Source organism: Pseudomonadota bacterium (assembly GCA_018823285.1).
In the GTDB taxonomy this organism is placed as follows: domain Bacteria; phylum Desulfobacterota; class Desulfobulbia; order Desulfobulbales; family JAGXFP01; genus JAHJIQ01.
Genome location: JAHJIQ010000045.1, coordinates 39,895 through 60,032, shown reverse-complemented (window position 1 = coordinate 60,032; position 20,138 = coordinate 39,895). Strand labels below are relative to the sequence as shown.

Here is a 20,138-nt window from a genome sequence, read left to right as displayed (position 1 = left end):
AACCGACTCAGAATTCGAGTCGGCCGTCCTCCTGCTCTTCAACACCAACGACGATTATTCCTGCCTGATTGGCTCTCTCGATCATCGCTTCTGCATCAAACAGCAATGCCTGCCCGGCTTCAACAGCAAGAACAGAAGCCCCTACCTCACGCATGCTCTCGATGGTTTTGACCCCGATTGCCGGCAGGTCGAAGCGGAAATCCTGCCCCGGCTTCTTGACCTTTACGACAACGCTCTTTTCCTTGCCAAGGGATCCGCCTCGCCGAATCGCTGCATCAGTCCCCTCTATCGCTTCAACCGCCAGAACGGTTTTATCCCGGACCACAACACATTGCCCGATATCGAGCTTTCCCACAGCTCTGGCCATCTGCCAGCCGAAAATGATATCCTCGGTCTGCTCAGGCGACGGCGAAAGATTCGTCAGCACCCCTTTCGGGAAAAAAAGTTTCTGCAGATACAGTGTCGATTCCAGGATTTTTATCCCCTCTTCTTCAAGGGCCTCGGCCACCGCCCTCAGAATCGAGTCATCCTGTCTGACCTTGAGCCTGTTCCAGAGGGCAAGCCCTTTCAAATCGGGCAGAATGTCCTTGAAAATCCTGGTTTTGGTAATGGTGCCAAGAAGAACTGCCTCATCGACTCCTTCACCCCGAAAAAACTTGATGATCTTCCCCAGCTGCCCGAGTTTAACCCAGCATACCTTGTCAGCCGCATCCTCCAATTCAGGACTCGACTCACCTTTATGGGCCGCAATCATGACCTGACGTCCCTGTTCTCTGGCCGCACGGGCAAAGAGTATCGGAAACTGGCCACCTCCGGCTATGATTCCAATTTTATTCATCACTTGAATAGGACCTGACCACCCCACGCTTTGATGCCCTGATGAAACCGACCAGATTTCTGACCAGCTCGCTGGTGGAGTATTCACTGATTGCCATGTCCAGCGCCTCCTGGAGGAGAAGATTTTCATCCGAGAAGATGATGTTGAATGCCCCCCGAAGGTCTTTGATGTCATTGGAAGAAAAGCCACTGCGCTTCAAACCGATCCGATTGATTCCGGACACCCGCATCTGGTTTCTGGTGCCGGCCACAATTGTATAGGGAGGAACATCCTTGGTGACACCGGACATCCCTCCTACATAGGAATAGCAGCCGATGTTTGTAAATTGATGAACTCCGACAAAGCCACCGAAATTCGCGCGGTCACCAACCGTAACATGACCACCGAGAGTGGCCGCATTCGCCATGATCACATGATTGCCGACATGGCAGTCATGGGCGATATGGCTGTAGGCCATAAGCATATTGTTATTGCCAATGGTTGTTTGCCCGCCACCTTTGACGGTTCCCCGATGAATCGAGACATATTCCCTGATCTGGTTATCGTTGCCGATTTTCAGAGTCGTCGCCTCGTTCCGATAACTGATATCCTGGGGAGCATCACCAATGTTGGCGAACGACCCTACATGGTTCCCGGTCCCGATTTCAGTCAGTTCGTTAATCACCGCATGGGGGCTGATCACGGAATTCGCACCAATTCTGACACCTGCTCCGATAACGGCATACGCGCCAACCTTTACCGACGGATCCAGCTCCGCATCCTGATCCACGACTGCTGTGGGATGTATATTCATAATGTATCCTGAAATTATTCGTAAATGAGAAATGGGGAATAGAACTTCTTTCTGTGATTATCCGAAAGCTGCCATCAGACCGCTCTGGGCAACCAGACTGTCTTCGACAAAAACCTCTGAATACAGCTTTATAAACTGGCCCTTCCGTTTGACAACCTCAACCTTGATGATCAGCTGATCACCGGGAACCACCTTTTTTCTGAATCTTGCACCATCAAGACCGGTAAAATAGAAGATCTTGTCACTCAAATTTTCCTGATCGGTCAGATACGCCAGCACACAACCGACCTGGGCCATACTCTCCAGGATGAGGACGCCGGGCATAACCGGCTCCCCGGGAAAATGGCCCTGGAAAAAAGGCTCGTTAATGGTCACATTTTTCAGGCCGACAATATTCTTCCCCAGCTCACACTCCAGAATCCGGTCAACCAGTATAAACGGGTACCGGTGAGGCAAGAGGTCGAGGATCTTCTTCACATCAATACATTCTTTCCCAGACTCCATTTATTCACCCTTCTGATAATAAGTTACATATGCGCAGACAAGCTGCCCAGCTTAAGCTTTATCTCCTCCCTGCCAATCATCAATATCTAATCTTTAAATACCCGCCCTGAAAGGAAACCGGGGATCAGAAAAACTTTCAGGAATCAGTCTTCTGATCCATCCGCAAATAGTGCGGCCAGTTTCTTTTTTATCTCCCTGACATCCTTGATCAGATCAGGCAGTTTGTGAAATGAGGTGCTTGCCCTGAGCCATTTTCGGTGAGGGATTGCCGGAAAACCGGACACAATGGCGCCATCTTCCAAGTCACTGGTGACACCGGATTTGGCTGCAATGGTGACCCTGTTTCCGATTTCAAGGTGACCGCTCAGAGCAGCCTTTCCTCCCATTACCACCCCATAGCCGAGACGGCTGCTCCCCGAAATTCCTACCTGGGAAACAAGGATTGAATTCTCACCAATCTCGACATTATGAGCAATCTGGACAAGATTGTCGATCTTGGTTCCACGTCGGATCCAGGTTTTGCCGAATGTGGCGCGATCCACACAGACATTGGCCCCGATTTCCACATCGTCATCAATCTGCACAAAACCGACATGGGGCCGCTTGACATGGTTCCCGTGCCGGTCATGGGCATAACCAAAACCATCGCTCCCGATCACTGTCCCGCTGTGGATAATCACCCTTTCACCAATCAGCGAACCGGCAAGTACCGTCACATTGGGATGTAAAAATGTGCCATCTCCGATACTGACACTATCACCAACAACGGTTCCAGGACCAATTGTTACCCTGGAGCCAATTCTTACATTGTTGCCGATAACAACCATTGGCGAAATCGTCACTTCAGCAGCTATGGAACACTCTGTGCCGACAAATGCTCGGTCGGAAATCCCCGCGGCGACAAATTCATCGCCAATAAAATGGCGATGAATAATCGCCGCAGCCAAAACTGGATCGTCAACATAAATAACAGGGATTTCACAATGCCCAAAAGCTCTAGGAACGATCAGGGCCGACGCATTTATTTCTCCCGCGGCCTTGTTCTTATCCACCAGGAAAGAGATTTGGCCTGCAGTAGCTGAACCGATATCCGCCAACCCTGTCAGAACTACATCCGTGCTCCCTGCCCACTCTCCATCAACCATGGCAGCAAGTTCAGATATATGCGTGGCTGTTTTACCCATAGAGATAGATACTTATAAAAATTAGTGCTATTGGGCAAGACAATTAAGTCCTATCTGCCATCTCTCAATTCTTTCAAGACTGCCCTACCCGTGCATATAATGCGAACAAATTGAAGCTTCGCGTCAAGGAATGCATCATGTTGAAGGGTGCTGTTATCAAATCATCAAATTTAAAAAATCTTGCAGGGAGACAACAAAAAACGGGCAACTCCGACAAGAAGGAGTTTACCCGTTTGGGGATAAAAATCGGAGTGTAGATGTTTATTCGTTAATCCTGTCTCTCAAAATTCCGGAAGGTTTAAACGTAACCACCTGCCTTGCATCAAGTATCAGATCATCTCCAGTCTGGGGATTACGCCCCCTTCTGGATTTTTTCTTTTTCACGTTGAATTTCCCAAAACCGCTGATAAGCAGGTCTTCTCCGGTCACCAGACATTCCTTTGCAATCTCAAGAAACGCCTCAACCGCCTCAGCTGCCTCAGCCTTGGTTAAATTGTGTTTTTGATAAACACTCTGAACAAGATCAGCTTTTGTCAGGGTCATGTCCCACCTACTTAGAAATTAATACCACAGCTAAGTTACTAGAATTACTAATATATGTCAAGAATTCACACTTGGCATCCTTTACGAATACCGGTTATTTGACAACGTTTCCCATCTCGAAAATCGGCAAATACATGGCGACAACCAGACCGCCGATCATTCCTCCCAGGAACACCATCATGAATGGTTCGATCATGGCCGTAAGATTCTCAACGGCCTGGTCTACTTCTTCGTCATAGAAATCAGCGATTTTTTCCAACATGGCATCAAGGGCGCCTGTAGATTCACCTACACTTATCATCTGAACAACCATGCTCGGGAAGACACCCGTTTCCTCAAGAGGTTCGGCGATTGACCGTCCTTCACTGATACTCTCGGCCACCCTGAAAACAGCCGTCTCAATGGTCCGATTACCGGCAGTTCTGGCAACAACACTCAGCGCTTCCAGTATGGGAACGCCACTCTGCAGCATGGTCCCCAAAGTTCGGGAAAATTTGGCAACCGCAACTTTTAAAATCAGATCACCAAAAACCGGAAGTTTAAGCATCATGGCATCAATCTTCCTGTTCCCGTAATCGGTCTTGTAAAGTTTCTTGAATCCGAAAATCAGCAGCCCGATTAAAGCGACTCCATAAATTATGTTGTGTTGCACAAATTTACTCATACCGACAACAATCTGCGTTGGAAGAGGAAGGGCCGCTCCGAAATCGGCGAACATTTTCTCAAAAGTCGGCACGACAAAGATCAGAATAACACCAAGAATAACAACTGATATGCAGAGGCATATTATAGGATAGGTCATTGCGCCCTTCACCTTCTTCTTCAGGGCCATGGCTTTTTCCATGAAAACAGCCAGACGGGCGAGAATGGTGTCAAGAATACCGCCAAGCTCACCGGCTTCGATCATATTACAGAAAAGATTGTCATAAATGTTGGGGTGTTTCTTCATTGCATCGGCAAAGGTCGTCCCGGTCTCAACATCCGACTTGATCTCCCTCAACACTCTTTTAAAAGTGGGGTTCTCCTGCTGGTTGGCAAGGATATCAAGACTCTGCACAAGAGGCAGACCGGCATCAATCATGGTCGAAAGCTGCCGGGTAAAAATCACAACATCCTTACCCGTAACCTTAGGCTGAAAAATGGGAATGTTTTCAAGGATATCTTTCGGTTTTTCCTTTACCTTGATCGGGGTAATCCGGATTTTTTTCAGATATGCATGGACTGCAGCTAAATCGTTTGCTTCGTACTGGCCACTTCGTTTATCACCGTATGAATTCTTACCTTTCCAGAAAAAAATAGGCATAAACCATTCTCCAGACCAATATACGCTAGGTTCGTCAGGGGTAACCACTGTATAGTCGCACAACAATACGTAAGAACAAATGCAGATATGTCGCTGCGCAAACTTCTTCGAAAAAAACACAGCAAAAGCACATCTCAAATTACAAACTGTTTTTCTTATATATTAATAACCCTTTAAAATCAATAGGATTTTTTTCAATAATATCATGTTAATAGATAATCTTTGGATCTCAATTTCCTCACAGCCTTTCCCCTTTAAACATAAATTATTCGAAGTCCCCAATAGCAAAACACCACACAAGACTACGCAAGTTACTAATATTATTGAAACAATTCGAAAAACAATCCGTCTTTCCCTGCTCAATATGCCCGAGATTAAAATTCCCAAAAAAACGTTGTTTATTAATTATTTAGACCGAAGCTTTTCATTGACAGATTCATATTTTTCTTTTATGAAGTTTCTTCTTTAGAAATCTCAAAGTTCAGAGCGTCTGGCTTTCCAGAATTTTTATTTACGAAGAATCAAAACACCGGGTAGAATAAATTCGTCCGGGTCATACGTCGGAGGTAGGGAAAATGGCGGCAAAATCAGAAAGCATCTCAGCTGAAGCCAATGCGAAATACACCAGCGGTCTTTTTAACCCGGTCATTGAGAAATGCGAAGGGTGCGAAAGAGTCGTTGCGGTTGAACAGACGAACTATTGTCACACTTATATATCGCCAGAAGCCAAATGGAAACTGGGGATCTGCAATTTTGCTACGCATGTGAAGCCGGAGATCATTACATCCAAGATCAAGGTCAATCCCCTTAAAGCTTCTAAAAGGGCAATGGCCAAAAAATAATCCGCTCCACTTTAGAAAAGTAATGATACACAGGGGACCTGCAAACCAGGCCCCCTTTTTTATTGTTCAGGCAATATTCAGTATCACAACTTTCCGAGTTTGGCTCATCTCCCGATAAAGCTGAGTTGAGCAGCTTGCCTGCTCGCACAAAACTTATACCCGAAGGGTGAAATAAAGGGGTTTCGGTGATTTGTTAGTGCCTGTGTTCCACAAGTATCCAGAAGCCAGGAGTCAGAAGTCAGGAGAAAAGCTTTAAAATCAGTCATTCTGGCTTCCGGCTACTGGCTTCTGGATTCTCATCATGGAATGTCACTACGACTTTGAACCATTTTGTAACAGCAAATCAACATCATAAGACATGTCGGAAAGTTGAGTCAGTATGATTCAATTTCTGAAAGCGACACCTGAATCATCTTCAGCAACAGGTTTGGCAACAGGGTAATCATCCATAGGGGCAGGACCATCTGGCGGTCGGTTTTTCATCTGGCCTTCGGATAAAGAATGCTTAAAATTTCTTCATCCATCATTATCTCTTGAAATCTCTTGTAATTCTTAGCGAACCCGTCCGGAATATCACTACTCGCAAGAACACTCTCCGCAGACCTCTCGAGAAGATCACCACCGCACTCGTTGATTGAATGGAAAACCCGATCAATCACCAGAAGAGGGCTCTTTTCATAAGGCGGGGGAACTTTTTTCAAAGCCGCCATCGCCAGTTCCCTGCTCGGTTTACAGATCATCCGGATGAGCTTGGGCACATCATAAATATCCGTACACTCCATCAGGAGCGGCAACAGCTCAACAGGAATCTTTTTAAACATCTCCTGTAAAGGTGCAAACTCCTCTCCTCCCTCTGCAAGAGCCTCTTCTGCTGAAGAGTTCGCTTCAAGAAACAGCTTTATATATGGAGTTATCTCTTCTTTAGACAGCCCATCTTTTCCGGAAAGACTCTTTTCTCTAATCCGATCAAGATTTCTTGAAAGCCATTCAATCTGCATTTCCGGGCTTCTGGCAACAAACGGCAGATACTTGTCGTACCATTTCCTCCGCCCACCATCTTTCCTGCTAGTCTCTTCCACAATTTCACCACGCGGAACAAGTGCTGAAGCCCATTTCAAATATAAAGACCTTTCCATAACTGCATCTGTCGGCAATCAAAATGTTCACGGACAGATCCTTCCTGCCTTGACCTTCCGATGTTTATCAGTCAATAATATAAAATTCAACTCCGGACATCAGTAAACTCCATGGACTTATGCCTATCACTCGAAAAAAACACATCCGTTTCATGGAACTGACTGCACAACCTTCCACCCCTCACCGCCAATTTTCTTCCATCATTGCAGACATTTCCACAGAATCCTTTTTCGCAGACAAAGCTATAACGACCTGAAGCGAGTAACACCGGGAACTGACTTAGCACTACCATAGAGCACCATACATTGAAGAGTTGAATACAGTGTGATCACTTTTCAACCGGTTGGATCCTCGTCTGTTGCAAACAACGCTCCCACCGTATTCTCTCTCTCTGCTTTCTGGCATTCATATAATCTACAACGACATTCACCGATCGGAGACACAACTCCTTAAAATACTCCTGGGAGTCATTCACACCAATTCGGCAGGAAGCAAGGAAACGTTTTTTGATAATTCTGGATACGCTTCTTTTGCAACTCTCTGGTCAACAGCAATAACATCTGGATCAATTTCATCAGCTATTTATTGGCACTAACACTTTTTTGCCAGTGGATAGAACCGGAGATCTTTTAAACCCTCTGTTTTCTCATAGAAAACCCAGGAATGTAACATATTGGACTCAACATTTCATTTGAACAAGTGTCGATAGCATGATAAGCTGGCTTTGTTTCATAAATAATTTGAACTAAAGCACTCTTCCTGCAAAAGGTTTACCATCCATAAACCTGCAAAAATTAATAACAGGGAGCAGGTTTGCTATCCCGTTCCGGCACGATCGGAGCTTAATATATAACATGCCATGTCAAGAAAAACACCTGCCGGCCCAGCCAATATAAGAACAACCCTGATTATCACCACCCTCATCCTTTCTGTCATTGGCGCCCTGTTTCTGAACTGGGAGTCAATAACCGAAACATTCTCCAACAAAGCTGCACTTGAAGAAAAAAAAGAACTTCAGGACGAGATAGAGAATTTAAGAAGAAAAAATGAAGAACTCGCGGTAAAACTTGTTGAAGCAGAAAGTCCCCCCGAAGAGGAGCCGATTGTCATAGATGAGAGATTGATCCCACCGATTAATCTCAACCAGAAAACCTGCGAGCAACTTGATGCCAGAATACAGCTTTTTTTCAGAGATCTTGACGACAAAGAATATTTTAAGTCATATGGCCTCAAAGAAAACAGCCACGATCACTTCAAAAAACTCATAGACAAACTGCTATCAAATCCGCCCATAGTTGTTCGGGAGACCGACAGCCTTTTTACCATTCTGACCAACACCGCCCATTTCTACAGGGTTCTCGGCAAAGACAATGTCCTGCTACTGAAAGACATTCTCACCCGTGAGTCCGATTCCCTCGAGCCACTTCTGGCCCTTTTTGATCAATGGTCGAGATCGGGACACACCTGCCAGAACGCAACGACCAGAATCGACCTTCCCCTTCAGGGCCTTTACGAATATGCCGGGTTCTTCATCAACACCCTGGGCGGCCAGGCTTATCTATTCCGTCGCGAATCGAATATTCGCCTGCTTATCAAATACTATTGCATTATGATACTCGACAGAGCGAATGCAAAAATTGTAAACCGACACGGGATAGACATCATCCCTCCGCTAAATTCACTTGTTAAAGAACTGGAAACTTCCGACACCCTGGTCTACCGCGAACAATATCTCCGAATACTGCACGGCCTTCAGGACAAGTATCAGGCGAGTTACAATCCAACTGACACCCCCTCTTTCATGGGAAGGGAATAATCAATGAAGTCCAACTCCCATGCGCTTCCATCATGCGGACACTTTTCACCTTGCACATTAGCATTAAATGATTAGTTTTATGTGCCGCAGCACACTGTATACGACAACTCGACAAACAAATAAATCACACTGTTTCTGTGGAGGAACAATATGTTGAACGATTTTAGCAACCACCATCAAACTGTAGCAGCGACCGCTGTATCATCTCACGAATCAACCCTGTTTCTGGCCAAAGTATTCAACTGGATGGCTTTGGGCCTGGGCCTTACTGCCCTCGTTGCCTTTATGGTGGCAAACTCAGCCGCAGCCCAGCAGATGATATTCGGGAATAAACTTGTATTCTATGGACTGATTTTCGGCGAGCTGGGGATGGTTATCTATCTATCAGCCAGGATCGAAAAAATCTCGGCGGGGGCCGCCACATCACTCTTTCTGGTGTATTCAGCCCTGAATGGAGCCACCCTGTCAGCAATCCTCCTGATTTATACGGCCTCATCGGTGGCAGCAACCTTTTTCATTGCCGGAGGGATGTTTGCCGCAATGGCAGTTTACGGCACAGTCACCAAAAAAGACCTTACCAGCATGGGTTCATTCATGATGATGGGACTTATGGGGATGATCATCGCTATGCTGGTGAACATTTTCCTCCGCAGTTCAATGATGGAATGGGTTATCTCAGCCATCGGGGTAATCGTGTTCACCGGATTGACGGCCTATGATGTTCAGAAAATATCCAATATCGGCGCCGCAGGGATTATGAATGGCGGGGAAGCCATAATCAGAAAAGGCGCGATTATGGGGGCCCTGGCTCTCTATCTTGACTTCATCAATCTCTTCCTCAGTCTGTTGAGGCTCATGGGTGATCGTCGCTGACCTGTCTCTGTTGACAAATGGTTCATTGAAGCTCCGCGGGGCAGATAAACGCTAGACTTCGAGCCACGGGGAATCTCCGTATGGAAGGTTAAACATCAGATTCACTCTCTAACCCCACAGCAGATAACGCAGACTTTGAGCTGCGGGGAATGCGTTCGCTGTGCATGTTCAAGACAAGAAAAGGCCGCCGCAAACTGCGGAGGCCTTTTCGATTGATCATCAACTATCAAATACCAGGATTTCAGGCGGATCCATTCAAGTCCGGACAGACATCTGCCGCAGCCATGCCCTTCTGACTCTCAACAAGACTGAATTCCACCTTCTGTCCTTCTTCCAGATTCTTGAACCCGTCCCCACGAATTTCGCGGTAATGAACAAAAACGTCATCTCCGGATTCTCTGGTAATAAACCCCCACCCTTTGGCTGTATTGAACCATTTCACTGTACCACTCTGACGCTCTGACATCGCTCTCCCTCATCTCTCTGAATATTAATGCCCCCTCATCACAACAAACCACAATAAATTCATCTAGCAGTTAGAAAAAATATAGGCAAGAAAAAAATATAAATCCCCCATTTTTTTGCCCTTCAAAACAAATTTCATCGCCAGAATAGACCACCGATATTTTCGCCATCGTCGAATCATTAAACTCAATGTGCAATTTTATATTCACAGTAAGGATATTTCCCCTAGTGTAATAACTTAACGAACACACCCGGATTGATAAAGATGTGCATGCTCACCGAAAAGACTCCTTTATCAAACCAAAGAAATTGTTTTAATGGTTCTTCATCAAAGCAACTTGCTGGTTGCCTTTTCGAGAGTTTTCCAGTTAAATTTCTTGGCAATTTCCATTGCCTCTTTCTCATCCAGATTAATGAATCTGAAAATTATCAAAGCATGGGTCTGACTGTTTTGGGAAAGAACAACATAGACCTCACCTACTTTCGTTTTATTATTATTGGTAGTGCTCACCCAGAAACCGTCTATCTTGCTTGTCCTTACGATCTTCTCTTCATTTTCCATAACGGACTCTTTCAGCCTATGAGCCGGTGGCGGGCCACTATTCACCAGCACATCTACAACAATCTGTTGTTTTTTTCCTTTATTATAGCTGCGGTGTGCCGTAATCATCTTCATGGTGTCACTGGCAAGACTCATTCCGGTTCCGGCATCCGCCTTCCAGCCATCAAGATTCACGAGCAGGGGGACAAGTGATTCATGGGGCTGGCCTGCCCAAACCTGGGCACCTGCAAAGGACATCCCCACCACAGCCAATAAAAACACAACACATTTTCCGAGAAATTTCATTTCACCCTCCCCGCAAGGAATATAAGGAATATAATGATCTGCAAAGCATACTGCCCATCAATCAACTTTGTGTTTCATACTGTCAGAAGTATATTCAATATCAAGTTAAAATCCACAACATTAAGATACTATTTCTCATTATACCCAATTCCCGGCCTGATAAGGAAAACCCATAGATTCGAAACAACTTTCAATTCCCGAAGTCACTTCAAATGGATTACCCCGCCCCGTCTTAAAAAAACAGTATGATTGTTCAGGAGTGAAAAGCTTGATCCAACCAGCTTCAGAGAAAGCAAGCGACGCGACGCCATGTATCCGAATCAAGCAGCATAATCACAAAATCCTGTCATTTTATCCCCCTGACAACAGGCAGTTAAAATATCCAGAAACTCTGCTGGGATCCTCCGACTAGACCCACTTTTTTATTTAATGACAATAAATATCAGCTGGTGTATTAATCTTAATGATTACATCAAGTTAAACATATTATTTTTCTGTGCGGCACTCTCTTTATGGAAAACAAGAAATCTCACATCCAGATCATTGACCAGTTGACTCTGGGATTATCATCATTGAGTTCATTGGATGACTATAAAAAACTCATCAAAGAGTTTCCCAATGAACCCCGACTGTATCGCCTGCTTGCAGATTATCTGAGCAGCAAGAAAGCATTTATCGAAGCAAGCAAGACCTACAGAAAAACTTATCACCTGTTTATGCAGCAGGGAATGAGCCTCCAGGCGATCGCAGCCCTGATGTGCACCTGGAGCATTGTCAAACCGTCGCCATATGATCTTCGTTCTCTCCATTCAAGATTAAAGCGGAAAGATTCCCATACCTCCGCCATTGCCGAATGCTTCGCCAAAATGTCTTACCCAGAACTGGTGGATGTCCTCTCTCTGGTTAATCTTGAACTGTATAATTCGGGCGAATATGTAAAAAAAACCGGCTCTCCCGACGATGCTTTATACCTGGTTGTCTCCGGCGAACTCACCGAATCTCTCACGGAAGACGACCCGGAAAATATCGACCCCAAACTCCTGATTGAAAACGATTTCTTCGGGTGCCTGATTCCCAGGGAAAAGAAGAAAGATTTCTCCTCCTACATCAGGGCTGAAACACGTGTCGAATTACTGAAAATAACCAACGAGAATCTTCTTTCCCTGTGCGGGGAACACCCGGATTTTGAAACCGGCCTGAAAAATCTCAACGATTCGAAATCTCTCCCCGATGAAGATAAACCATCAAAATTTTTCCGTAAAAGTTCCCGCCAGGAATTATCGATCATCCTGAACCTGGAGATTTTCGGACGCGAACCAGGCCTTACCTCCATCAACGTAAAAGGCTATTCCAGTGACATCTCTCTTGGTGGCGCCTGTGTGATTGTTGATCCCAAGTACCAGGACATCCCTGAAGATCTCGCCGGCCGAAATGCCAAGATCAGAATCAGCCTGCCCGGAGAAACAGTGGCCCTTGCCATAATGGGCCGGCTTGCCTGGCACAAGATTACCAGTATTGCCAATGTCCGTACCAGTGCGATCGGTGTCCAGTTCAACGAAATGCCGCCAAAGGTGAGAGGGCTCCTGATCGTCTTTGCCAATGCCGTCGGGACGATGACCCGACTCCTTGATGAAGGAGGCTTCTCTCAGGACAGCATTGAAACCAGATCCAAATGAATCCTGCCGTTACTGGCTACCACTTCAGGCATATAAGGCGTCCAGTTAACGCTCCCCGCAAAATCAGTCACCCTGCCTCCAGCCTCCTCAACCATTAGAACTCCGGCCGCTGTATCCCAGGGTTTCAGATCCATTTCCCAGAACCCGTCAAGACGTCCACATGCCACATACGCCAGATCAAGCGCTGCAGCGCCTGCCCGACGGATGTCTCTTACCTTCGGCAGCACCTTGCCGAATTGTGATAAAACTCTGTCGATTCTTTCTTCTATGGAATAGGGGAAACCAGTTGCAATCAATGATTCAAGCAGGGAAGAACTTTGTGATACGGAAATCTTTCTGCCGTTCAGGTAGGCACCGCCCCCGCGCCAGGCGAGAAAAATCTCGTTCTGCATCGGGCAATTGATCACTCCCGCCTCACACCTGCCATTTTCCTGATAGGCTATTGACACACAAAAATATGGGAACCCGTGAGCGAAATTGGTCGTCCCGTCAAGGGGATCTATGATCCAGAGTGAACCATCCCGGTCACCAATCTGATCGGAGCTCGACTCTTCACCCATGAATGAATGGTGAGGAAACCTTTCTGAAAGGATCTCCAGTATCGCTTTTTCCGCAGCCAGATCCGCTTCAGTCACCAGATCAATGGCACCTTTCATTCGGATCTGGTGTGGTTGGTCATACAACTCCCTTATAATCTCCCCCGCAGCAGATGAAGCCTCCACTGCAGCCCTGAGCATCGGTGAAATTGCAGTTGTACAGTGATCAAGAACTTTTCCCACCCGATCCATCGGCAAACCTCCAGTCTATTCGACAAACTTACTGCAATTTTTCCGCCATGTACCGAGCGAAAATCTCAATCCCATCAGGAGTGAAATCATGATCGCCACTGAAACGGACAACTTCTTCCCTCCGCATAAAACAAGCACTTTCAACCTCATCAACCTGGAGAACAAAAGGGCCATCGTGGAGACAGGAATACACCCTACCCCATACCTGATTGTGAGGTCCGGAATAAAAATGATCAAACAACCTGTTTAATGGAGGAGAAACTCCGAGTTCTTCCAGAAGTTCCCGCCTGGCAGACTCATCATAGCTCTCACCGTCAAGCACGACCCCGCCGGCTGCCAAATCGTAAAATCCCGGGTAAATATCTTTTGTCATTGTTCTTTTCTGCACATAAAGCTCTCCTCTCCTGTTGAATACCAGAATATAGGTAGCGCGGTGAATCAGTTTTTCTTCTCTCATGACCCACCGTGGGGCATGTCCGATCACCCTGTTCTCCAGATCAACAATTACAACCTTTTCATCTTTTCCCATGTCTCATTACCTTAAAAAAATTCCTGATCAGGAGCAATCGCAGTCCCAGCCTGGAATCCTAAAACAAAGACTTTTTACCATGGAACCAAGCATCTTGTCTAACTTATTGAAAATACAACATATAGACTACTTTGAGAAAAAAACCACAATATGTGGTATATTTTATTGACATCAATATTCCTCTTGTTATAAAAGGGAAGAGGTTCAAGAAGAGTAATTTCTGGCAAGGGAACAGTTCGTTTCTGTGGTTCAAAATTTTCAGGAGAATGAGGCGACATGACAGCAGACAAATGCATCAGCGTTACCCATCAAGCTCGCAACGGTGCCCAAGCCTTGATGGGGCAAATGATTGTTCTAAAGGACCGTCTTGACAACCTCGGAATTCTCGAACAGGTCGACCTCAGCGGCATTGATGTTCAGGTGCAACGGATCGTAGACGCTGTTGATCAATGCCAGCCCAGATACCCTGTATATCCGAATAGCATAAAGTAAGCGAGACACCTGCTGCACCGGACACTCCGGGGCTGGACCACACACCATTCCGACGCCGCACCTCTTTGGAGTTCAAATTTGAATTCCACGCCGGGTTGTTGTCCCCCCTTTATGACACGCCCTTCAACAACCGAGATCTTTCCGTCCCGCCTGAAGTGAGACAAATTAAGACACACTTGCCAGCCACAATCGCTTCCACCTCCCCCCAAACAAATCGCCGGGAATAATCGGAAAATTCATTAGGTGCTGCAAGTGACGGAATGCGACTTCGAGAGGAATCCGAAACCTCCTCAACGACACACATCCAGAGTCTTCACTCACTGCAGTCAACGAAAAACACCCATTAACTATATAAAGAAGTCGCAGAAAGATACGGTGAGTAGCGGTCTATATTGTGAGAAATTCTGCAGGCTGAATATTAAACACCGCCGGATGAACACTTCCGGTTACATTTCGATAGAAAAATCCTGAATCATCTGTATCGGCCAGATTCACTTCCTCACCCTTTTTAAAACTGCCATGGCCATCCGGCTCCAGCAGGATGACCGATGGTCTGTTCATAATATGGGTCGAAGGTGCTTTTGAAACAAGTCCGATATCTCCATTGTCAAGCTCCAGCAACGTCCCAACCGGATACACACCGAGCATATTGATAAAAACCTTCAAAAGAATCGGATCAAAAACCGTTCCCGACCCTTCAAGCATCAGACCGAGAGCACGGTCGGCACTCATCGCTTCAGGCCGGTAAACTCTCGGCGAAGTAAGCGCATCGTAGACGTCGCAGATGGTCAGTATCCGGCCACAGAGGCTTATGGGTCTCTTCCACCCTATCTTCGGATACCCATTGAGATCAAAACGTAAATGGTGCTCAAAGGGCGGCAACAGGATTCTGGTTTTGCGCTTGGCAGAAGCCCGGAGCCTGACGATAAGCCTGATACTGTTCAATGAATGCTTGCGGATCTCTGATATTTCATCGCTGCTGAGAGGTTTGTCATTATTCAAAATATTCTGCGGGATCAGGACCTTGCCAAGATCATGAAAAAGAGCGCTGATCCCAAGACTCTCCATCGTTTCTTTCGAAACTCCGATTTGTTTCCCAAGGTACATGCAAAGAATCGCAACGTTCACCGAATGGGTAAAGGTATAATCGTCGTAAACCCTTATGGTGCTCATGGCCAGAAGCAGCGGCTGTTCCTGAAGAACCACCTCCTCGACCATATTCTGGACCATCCTGACCGCATTCCTGACCCCAGCCCTCTGGTTGACCGATATTTTCTGGGCAACTTCCCGCATCGATTCAAGGGCATAGGCATATACTTTTCGGGGAGACCGCTGACCTGGCAGCTCAACCTCACCCCCTCCCCTATCGGTATCTGCGCCGCTTCTGTCACCACCTTTCCCCGGGCCTTTCCCGGGCCCGGACCCTTTCCCTTTACCTGGGCCTTTGCCGGGTCCTTTTCCCGGGCCTTTACCTGGACCTTTCCCACTGCCCCCCTTGCCATGACCACCACCTTCTTCTCCACCAGCCCCGCCGCCGAGGCCACCACTTCCTGAACCAGTTCCGAAACTGCCGCTTCCAGGACCGTCTCCAGAACTTTCACCTCCCGAATCCGCTCCAGCGGCGCTGCCACTCCCAGAATCGGCGAGGATGCTTCCACCTCCCACTCCAGAATCCGCCCCGGCGCCTCTCCCTTTCCCGGCAGCTTTTCCGAAACCACCAGTACCACCATCAGTGCCTTTGCCGGTTCCTTGCCCGGAATCTGAACCGATTCCCGTACCAAACAGCCCTTGCCCTGTTCCACCCGATCCGCTTCCAGAACTGATTCCGGATCCTGTGCCTCTACGCTCACCTCCACCATCACCAAGACCGGAACCTTCATAACCGGCCCCAGCGTCAGGTCCTTCACCACCTGGGCCAAAACCACCGATCCCTTTTCCCGTTTCTCCGGGACGACCCCGACCGGCTTTTCCTCCTGAATCAAAACCGAGTCCTGCCGCTGCATCTGTCGATTCGACAATCTCCGGTTGCAGTATGGCAACCCACTGAAGTTTGGCCTCCTCGAAACGGAGAACGAGCCAGTCCATCGGATTTTTCTGTTTGAGTGAATCATTCAGATATCTGGCAAAAGCCACCAGCTCCTCGGCAGGAGCTATTGCAATTGCCGGATAAATCCTGAGCCCCATCAGCCCCCTCTGGTCGAAAAACTTAAGTACGGTATCAACCATATTGGCAATGGTCCGCCGATGGGGCAGTTTCTCCTCCTGGATATAAAAACGCCCTTTGGAAACCTGAATGGTCAGATCATCCGCATCTTCAAGAAGAATCTCCACGGCCTCCATAAAACGTTCGACACAGTTTGTAACCAGTTGATTGTTAACATCGTGAATCTTGATCGTCTGGACCAGGCTGTGCAGACTTGCCAGGAGTTCTTCACCGGGAAGAAGCTGTGAATCACCAAATCTCGGTTTATCTGTTTTGGGGTTACTCATAGTTTCTTGTCGGCATTAGCTTTCAGCCACGCCCCTTTGATATGCGGTATTGCACTTTTTTCAGCTCTGTTATAAAGCATGATGCTTTTTGGAGTCTTGATCAGTTTCAATGCCAGAGCGGCTCCCTGACGATGTACAGGGGTTCCGAGTCCGATAACAAAGTTCCAGGGTTGACCAAACAAAACCTTTTCAAGAAATGGAACGGCATTGTCAGACCCGCACCTGCCGAGAGCTCTGTAACAGGAAAGGAGATGTTCCTGATCCCTCCCCTGGAACCTGTCTCCCTGCATGTATTCCTGGAGGATGCTCTCGGCAACAGGGTTTCTTTCATCTCCAAAATAATCGAGTAGATGCATCCGGATTTCCCTGTTTGAGTCATGGATCATCTGAAAAAGCTTTTCAAAATGCTGGGAGTCCCGGCTTACCAGGATGCTCAAAGCCTCTTTACGCACCCTGTCCTTGGAATGATGGATTACTTTATACAACAGGGCTTCCGCGATATTGTGATCGGGCAGCCCGCGCAAGACGTGAACCAGTCTCAAGGTAATTTCCTCTTCCGGCCGCGCCAGCATTTTTTCAAGAATCCTGAGATCCCTGCGCAGAAAACCCGCTATCATGTCGACCATGATGCGTCGCCCCTGTTCCGAATGAATCCTGCTGAACATCGGAGCAAGCGACTCGGCGGTTTTCGGCGGCAGCAACTGCATCAAAGCAGCAAAAGTCTTGAGCTTCGGCTCATCGAAGTTCTGCAGCTCCGCCCACACCGGCAGCAGGGTGTCCAAAATCTCCGGTTCGGCAATGTCATCGTAATATCTGTCAAGGATCGGCAGCGCCCATTCCTTATCATCTTTCAGATGCTCCCGCATATCCTTGAGGTTGTTCAGGAGTGCGTAAGCAAGCCGGAAATCCTGGGCGATAAGAATATTCCGGAACTCCTCTTTCATGAAATTGATGATCGACTCAAAAATATGCGGTTCTGTTTCGTCCCTCAGGACAAACATCAAAAGCTCCGTTACATCCGAACTGCTGCTCCGCTCCTCATATTCCCTGATCATCTGATCAAGCGTCCGTTTCTCCTCCTGGCTGAAGCTCCACAGGGTTTCCCCGACTTCGATGGACGCAACGCTGACACTGATATAATCGTCATCTACGGTCGGTCTTCTATCCTCCCAGTCACCACCCCGCCCGGGTCGGGAATCCGCTCCGGCCTTTTTCTGGTCGACACGGGAAGGCGGGGCGTCAGTTCCTCTACCGCCGCCAACTGTTCCGCCTTGAGGATACTTGCCACCTGCCAGACGATCCGAGATTTTTCCTGAAATCGGCAGATGCGAACCTTTCAGCCCCTTTCGCCTTCGCCCGGAGACCTTCCTGCCGATTCCATCTCCCGAACCGGATCCCGAATTCGCGCCACCCTCTGAAAAACCTTCTCCAGCCGGTCCTCTCCCCGGGCCGGGCCCTGCCCCAGGACCTGCTCCAGGGCCTGCTCCCGGGCCTGCTCCCGGGCCCGCACCTGGACCCGCGCCAAGGTCTGTGCCAGGGGTATTTCCATCACCTTTACCCGAACCGGATCCTGCACCATAACCTGGGGCGCCGCCAGCGCCGGCCCCTGCTCCGCCCATGCTGAGACCGCTTCCGGCGTCAGGGCCTCCTGAGCCGGCACCGCCACTTTTAACCGGGCCGCCCCCTGTGCCTGAACCGCGACCACTGCCACCGCCAGCTCCCCCCTTTCCAATACCGCTTCCTGCCCCAGGACCGCCACCAGGTCCGGAGTCTTGACCGCCAGCCGCAACAGACCTTTGGCCAGCCTCCCCCCCGAATCCGATGCCTGTCCCGGAACCGCTCCCCGCTCCACCAACGCCGCCGGAACCTGCACTACCGTCAACCCCGGACCCGCCGGCATCAGGGCCACTCGGGCCACCCGTCCCGGACCAGGATCCATCGCCTGTCTCCGATTCATCTCCCGCCCCGGTTCCGGTCCCACTTCCAACCCCGGTCCCTGTTCCGGTACCTCCCCCGCCACCGGAAGCAGGTTCTGCATCAGTCAGTAAATTCCAGAAGCTCAGGTCTTCCGAGCTGCCACCACCACCTTCACCGGCAGCATCACCATCACCGGTAACAAAACTGCCCGCGCCGCCACCGGTACCGCCACCGAATCCTCCATCGTTTGAGGTAAATCCGCTCCCGCCTCCATCCAATCCACCATCAACAGCATCTTCACCGGAACCATCACCTTCACCGGTTCCTTCACCGGAATCATCACCTTTGCCGCCGGTCAATATTGGTTCAAGACCCAGCATGCTCTTCAGGAGGTCGAAGCCCTTTACCGCGCCGCCACCTCGTTCGAGAAATTCCTGGGCGGCTGGATTGAGAAGCGAAAATTCAAGGACCGGTTCAGCCTCCCAGAGTTCATCCGACGCCTCATAGGCAATATGATTAAGATCGGCGCTCCAGAGGGCGGTGACGATGTCTCCATCCTCTTCTTCTCTCGTCTCCTTGTAATAATTGATCAGCCTGAAGAAGGTGACAACTTCGCTCTCCGTCAAACCTTCCTGGAATTCGATCCAGCGAATCCCGTCCCGGAAAAAAACAAAGGCCGGATTATCGTCGGAGACCTCTTCTTCAAAAATAACCTCATCGCAATAAAGAAGACGGTTTTTTTCGACTTCCAGTCGTAAATCCCCATATTTGCTTATGAAATCGATCAGATGAGAAGAGACGCCAGCCATCATGTTCAGGGTGCTGGCATGTTCGGGGGGGAAAAGGCCGTAACTTTTGAGGGCGACAAGAAAAGACGCGGTGGCATCGATGGCGGCTTTGCGCTCAACCGGATCAAGGTCCGAATCAAAACTGAAGTCTACTTTTTCTTCGCCGTAATCCATGTAGAGGGGACCTTAGTGGTTATCAGGAACTGCTCCCATAAAATATAAAAAAAACACACCAATTGCAACAGTTAAGGATTTGTGGCTCGAGTCTGGATTCATACTATCACAAAAAGATGTTGCTCCGAAAATTTTCCGC

General features: G+C 48.1%; 17 protein-coding genes. 4 read left to right on the top strand and 13 right to left on the bottom strand.

Annotation, left to right across the window (positions count from 1 at the left end):
- Positions 1-7: 7 nt before the first annotated feature.
- The 6 genes from lpxI to KKG35_10740 all read right to left on the bottom strand — a co-directional run bounded on the left by lpxI (position 8) and on the right by KKG35_10740 (position 5,165).
- The gene (gene lpxI, locus KKG35_10765) at positions 8-838 is read right to left on the bottom strand and encodes a UDP-2,3-diacylglucosamine diphosphatase LpxI (GenBank protein ID MBU1738609.1); all 831 of its coding nucleotides are present in this window, start codon (positions 836-838) and stop codon (positions 8-10) included.
- A complete protein-coding gene (lpxA, locus tag KKG35_10760) occupies positions 831-1,631 on the bottom strand; it encodes an acyl-ACP--UDP-N-acetylglucosamine O-acyltransferase (protein ID MBU1738608.1) in 801 nt (266 codons plus the stop codon). Before lpxA ends, lpxI begins: the two co-directional genes overlap by 8 nt.
- 57 nt (positions 1,632-1,688) lie before the next feature.
- Entirely contained in the window at positions 1,689-2,135 is a 447-nt protein-coding gene (fabZ, locus tag KKG35_10755) for a 3-hydroxyacyl-ACP dehydratase FabZ (GenBank protein MBU1738607.1), read from the bottom strand.
- Positions 2,136-2,278: 143 nt separating this feature from the next.
- Positions 2,279-3,319, bottom strand: a complete 1,041-nt coding sequence (gene lpxD / locus KKG35_10750) for a UDP-3-O-(3-hydroxymyristoyl)glucosamine N-acyltransferase (protein MBU1738606.1) — start codon at positions 3,317-3,319, stop codon at positions 2,279-2,281.
- Positions 3,320-3,580: 261 nt separating this feature from the next.
- Positions 3,581-3,862, bottom strand: coding sequence for an integration host factor subunit alpha (locus KKG35_10745; GenBank protein ID MBU1738605.1), 282 nt, complete (start codon positions 3,860-3,862; stop codon positions 3,581-3,583).
- A gap of 94 nt (positions 3,863-3,956) precedes the next feature.
- A complete protein-coding gene (locus KKG35_10740) occupies positions 3,957-5,165 on the bottom strand; it encodes a type II secretion system F family protein (protein ID MBU1738604.1) in 1,209 nt (402 codons plus the stop codon).
- A 575-nt stretch (positions 5,166-5,740) separates the two neighbouring features.
- Between KKG35_10740 and KKG35_10735 the strand changes: the two genes are divergently transcribed.
- On the top strand, positions 5,741-6,007 hold the full coding sequence (locus KKG35_10735; protein MBU1738603.1) for a PxxKW family cysteine-rich protein: 267 nt from the start codon (positions 5,741-5,743) through the stop codon (positions 6,005-6,007).
- A gap of 479 nt (positions 6,008-6,486) precedes the next feature.
- On the opposite strand, the gene KKG35_10730 is transcribed toward KKG35_10735, so the two are convergent.
- On the bottom strand, positions 6,487-7,161 hold the full coding sequence (locus KKG35_10730; GenBank protein MBU1738602.1) for a hypothetical protein: 675 nt from the start codon (positions 7,159-7,161) through the stop codon (positions 6,487-6,489).
- Between the two features lie 842 nt (positions 7,162-8,003).
- On the opposite strand from KKG35_10730, the gene KKG35_10725 reads away from it, so the two are divergent.
- A complete protein-coding gene (locus tag KKG35_10725; protein MBU1738601.1) occupies positions 8,004-8,960 on the top strand; it encodes a hypothetical protein in 957 nt (318 codons plus the stop codon).
- A gap of 150 nt (positions 8,961-9,110) precedes the next feature.
- Entirely contained in the window at positions 9,111-9,833 is a 723-nt protein-coding gene (locus tag KKG35_10720; GenBank protein MBU1738600.1) for a Bax inhibitor-1/YccA family protein, read from the top strand.
- Between the two features lie 241 nt (positions 9,834-10,074).
- On the opposite strand, the gene KKG35_10715 is transcribed toward KKG35_10720, so the two are convergent.
- Together KKG35_10715 and KKG35_10710 are read right to left on the bottom strand one after the other, a co-directional pair.
- Positions 10,075-10,299: a cold-shock protein gene (locus tag KKG35_10715; GenBank protein MBU1738599.1), complete on the bottom strand. Its 225-nt coding sequence runs from the start codon at positions 10,297-10,299 to the stop codon at positions 10,075-10,077.
- A gap of 327 nt (positions 10,300-10,626) precedes the next feature.
- Positions 10,627-11,145, bottom strand: coding sequence for a hypothetical protein (locus KKG35_10710; GenBank protein MBU1738598.1), 519 nt, complete (start codon positions 11,143-11,145; stop codon positions 10,627-10,629).
- Positions 11,146-11,657: 512 nt separating this feature from the next.
- Here KKG35_10710 and KKG35_10705 point away from each other — a divergent pair.
- Positions 11,658-12,821 (top strand): cyclic nucleotide-binding domain-containing protein, encoded by a 1,164-nt coding sequence (locus tag KKG35_10705; GenBank protein MBU1738597.1) that lies wholly within the window; start codon positions 11,658-11,660, stop codon positions 12,819-12,821.
- On the opposite strand, the gene KKG35_10700 is transcribed toward KKG35_10705, so the two are convergent.
- The 4 genes from KKG35_10700 to KKG35_10685 all read right to left on the bottom strand — a co-directional run bounded on the left by KKG35_10700 (position 12,791) and on the right by KKG35_10685 (position 19,999).
- Positions 12,791-13,609 (bottom strand): inositol monophosphatase, encoded by an 819-nt coding sequence (locus tag KKG35_10700; protein ID MBU1738596.1) that lies wholly within the window; start codon positions 13,607-13,609, stop codon positions 12,791-12,793. The two genes, KKG35_10705 and KKG35_10700, sit on opposite strands and share 31 nt — an antisense overlap.
- 28 nt (positions 13,610-13,637) lie before the next feature.
- On the bottom strand, positions 13,638-14,138 hold the full coding sequence (yfcD, locus tag KKG35_10695; GenBank protein ID MBU1738595.1) for an NUDIX hydrolase YfcD: 501 nt from the start codon (positions 14,136-14,138) through the stop codon (positions 13,638-13,640).
- An 879-nt stretch (positions 14,139-15,017) separates the two neighbouring features.
- Complete coding sequence (locus KKG35_10690; GenBank protein ID MBU1738594.1) at positions 15,018-17,120, bottom strand: HD domain-containing protein; 2,103 nt, start codon at positions 17,118-17,120, stop codon at positions 15,018-15,020.
- Positions 17,117-19,999, bottom strand: a complete 2,883-nt coding sequence (locus KKG35_10685; protein MBU1738593.1) for a HEAT repeat domain-containing protein — start codon at positions 19,997-19,999, stop codon at positions 17,117-17,119. Before KKG35_10685 ends, KKG35_10690 begins: the two co-directional genes overlap by 4 nt.
- Between the last annotated feature and the right edge of the window lie 139 nt (positions 20,000-20,138).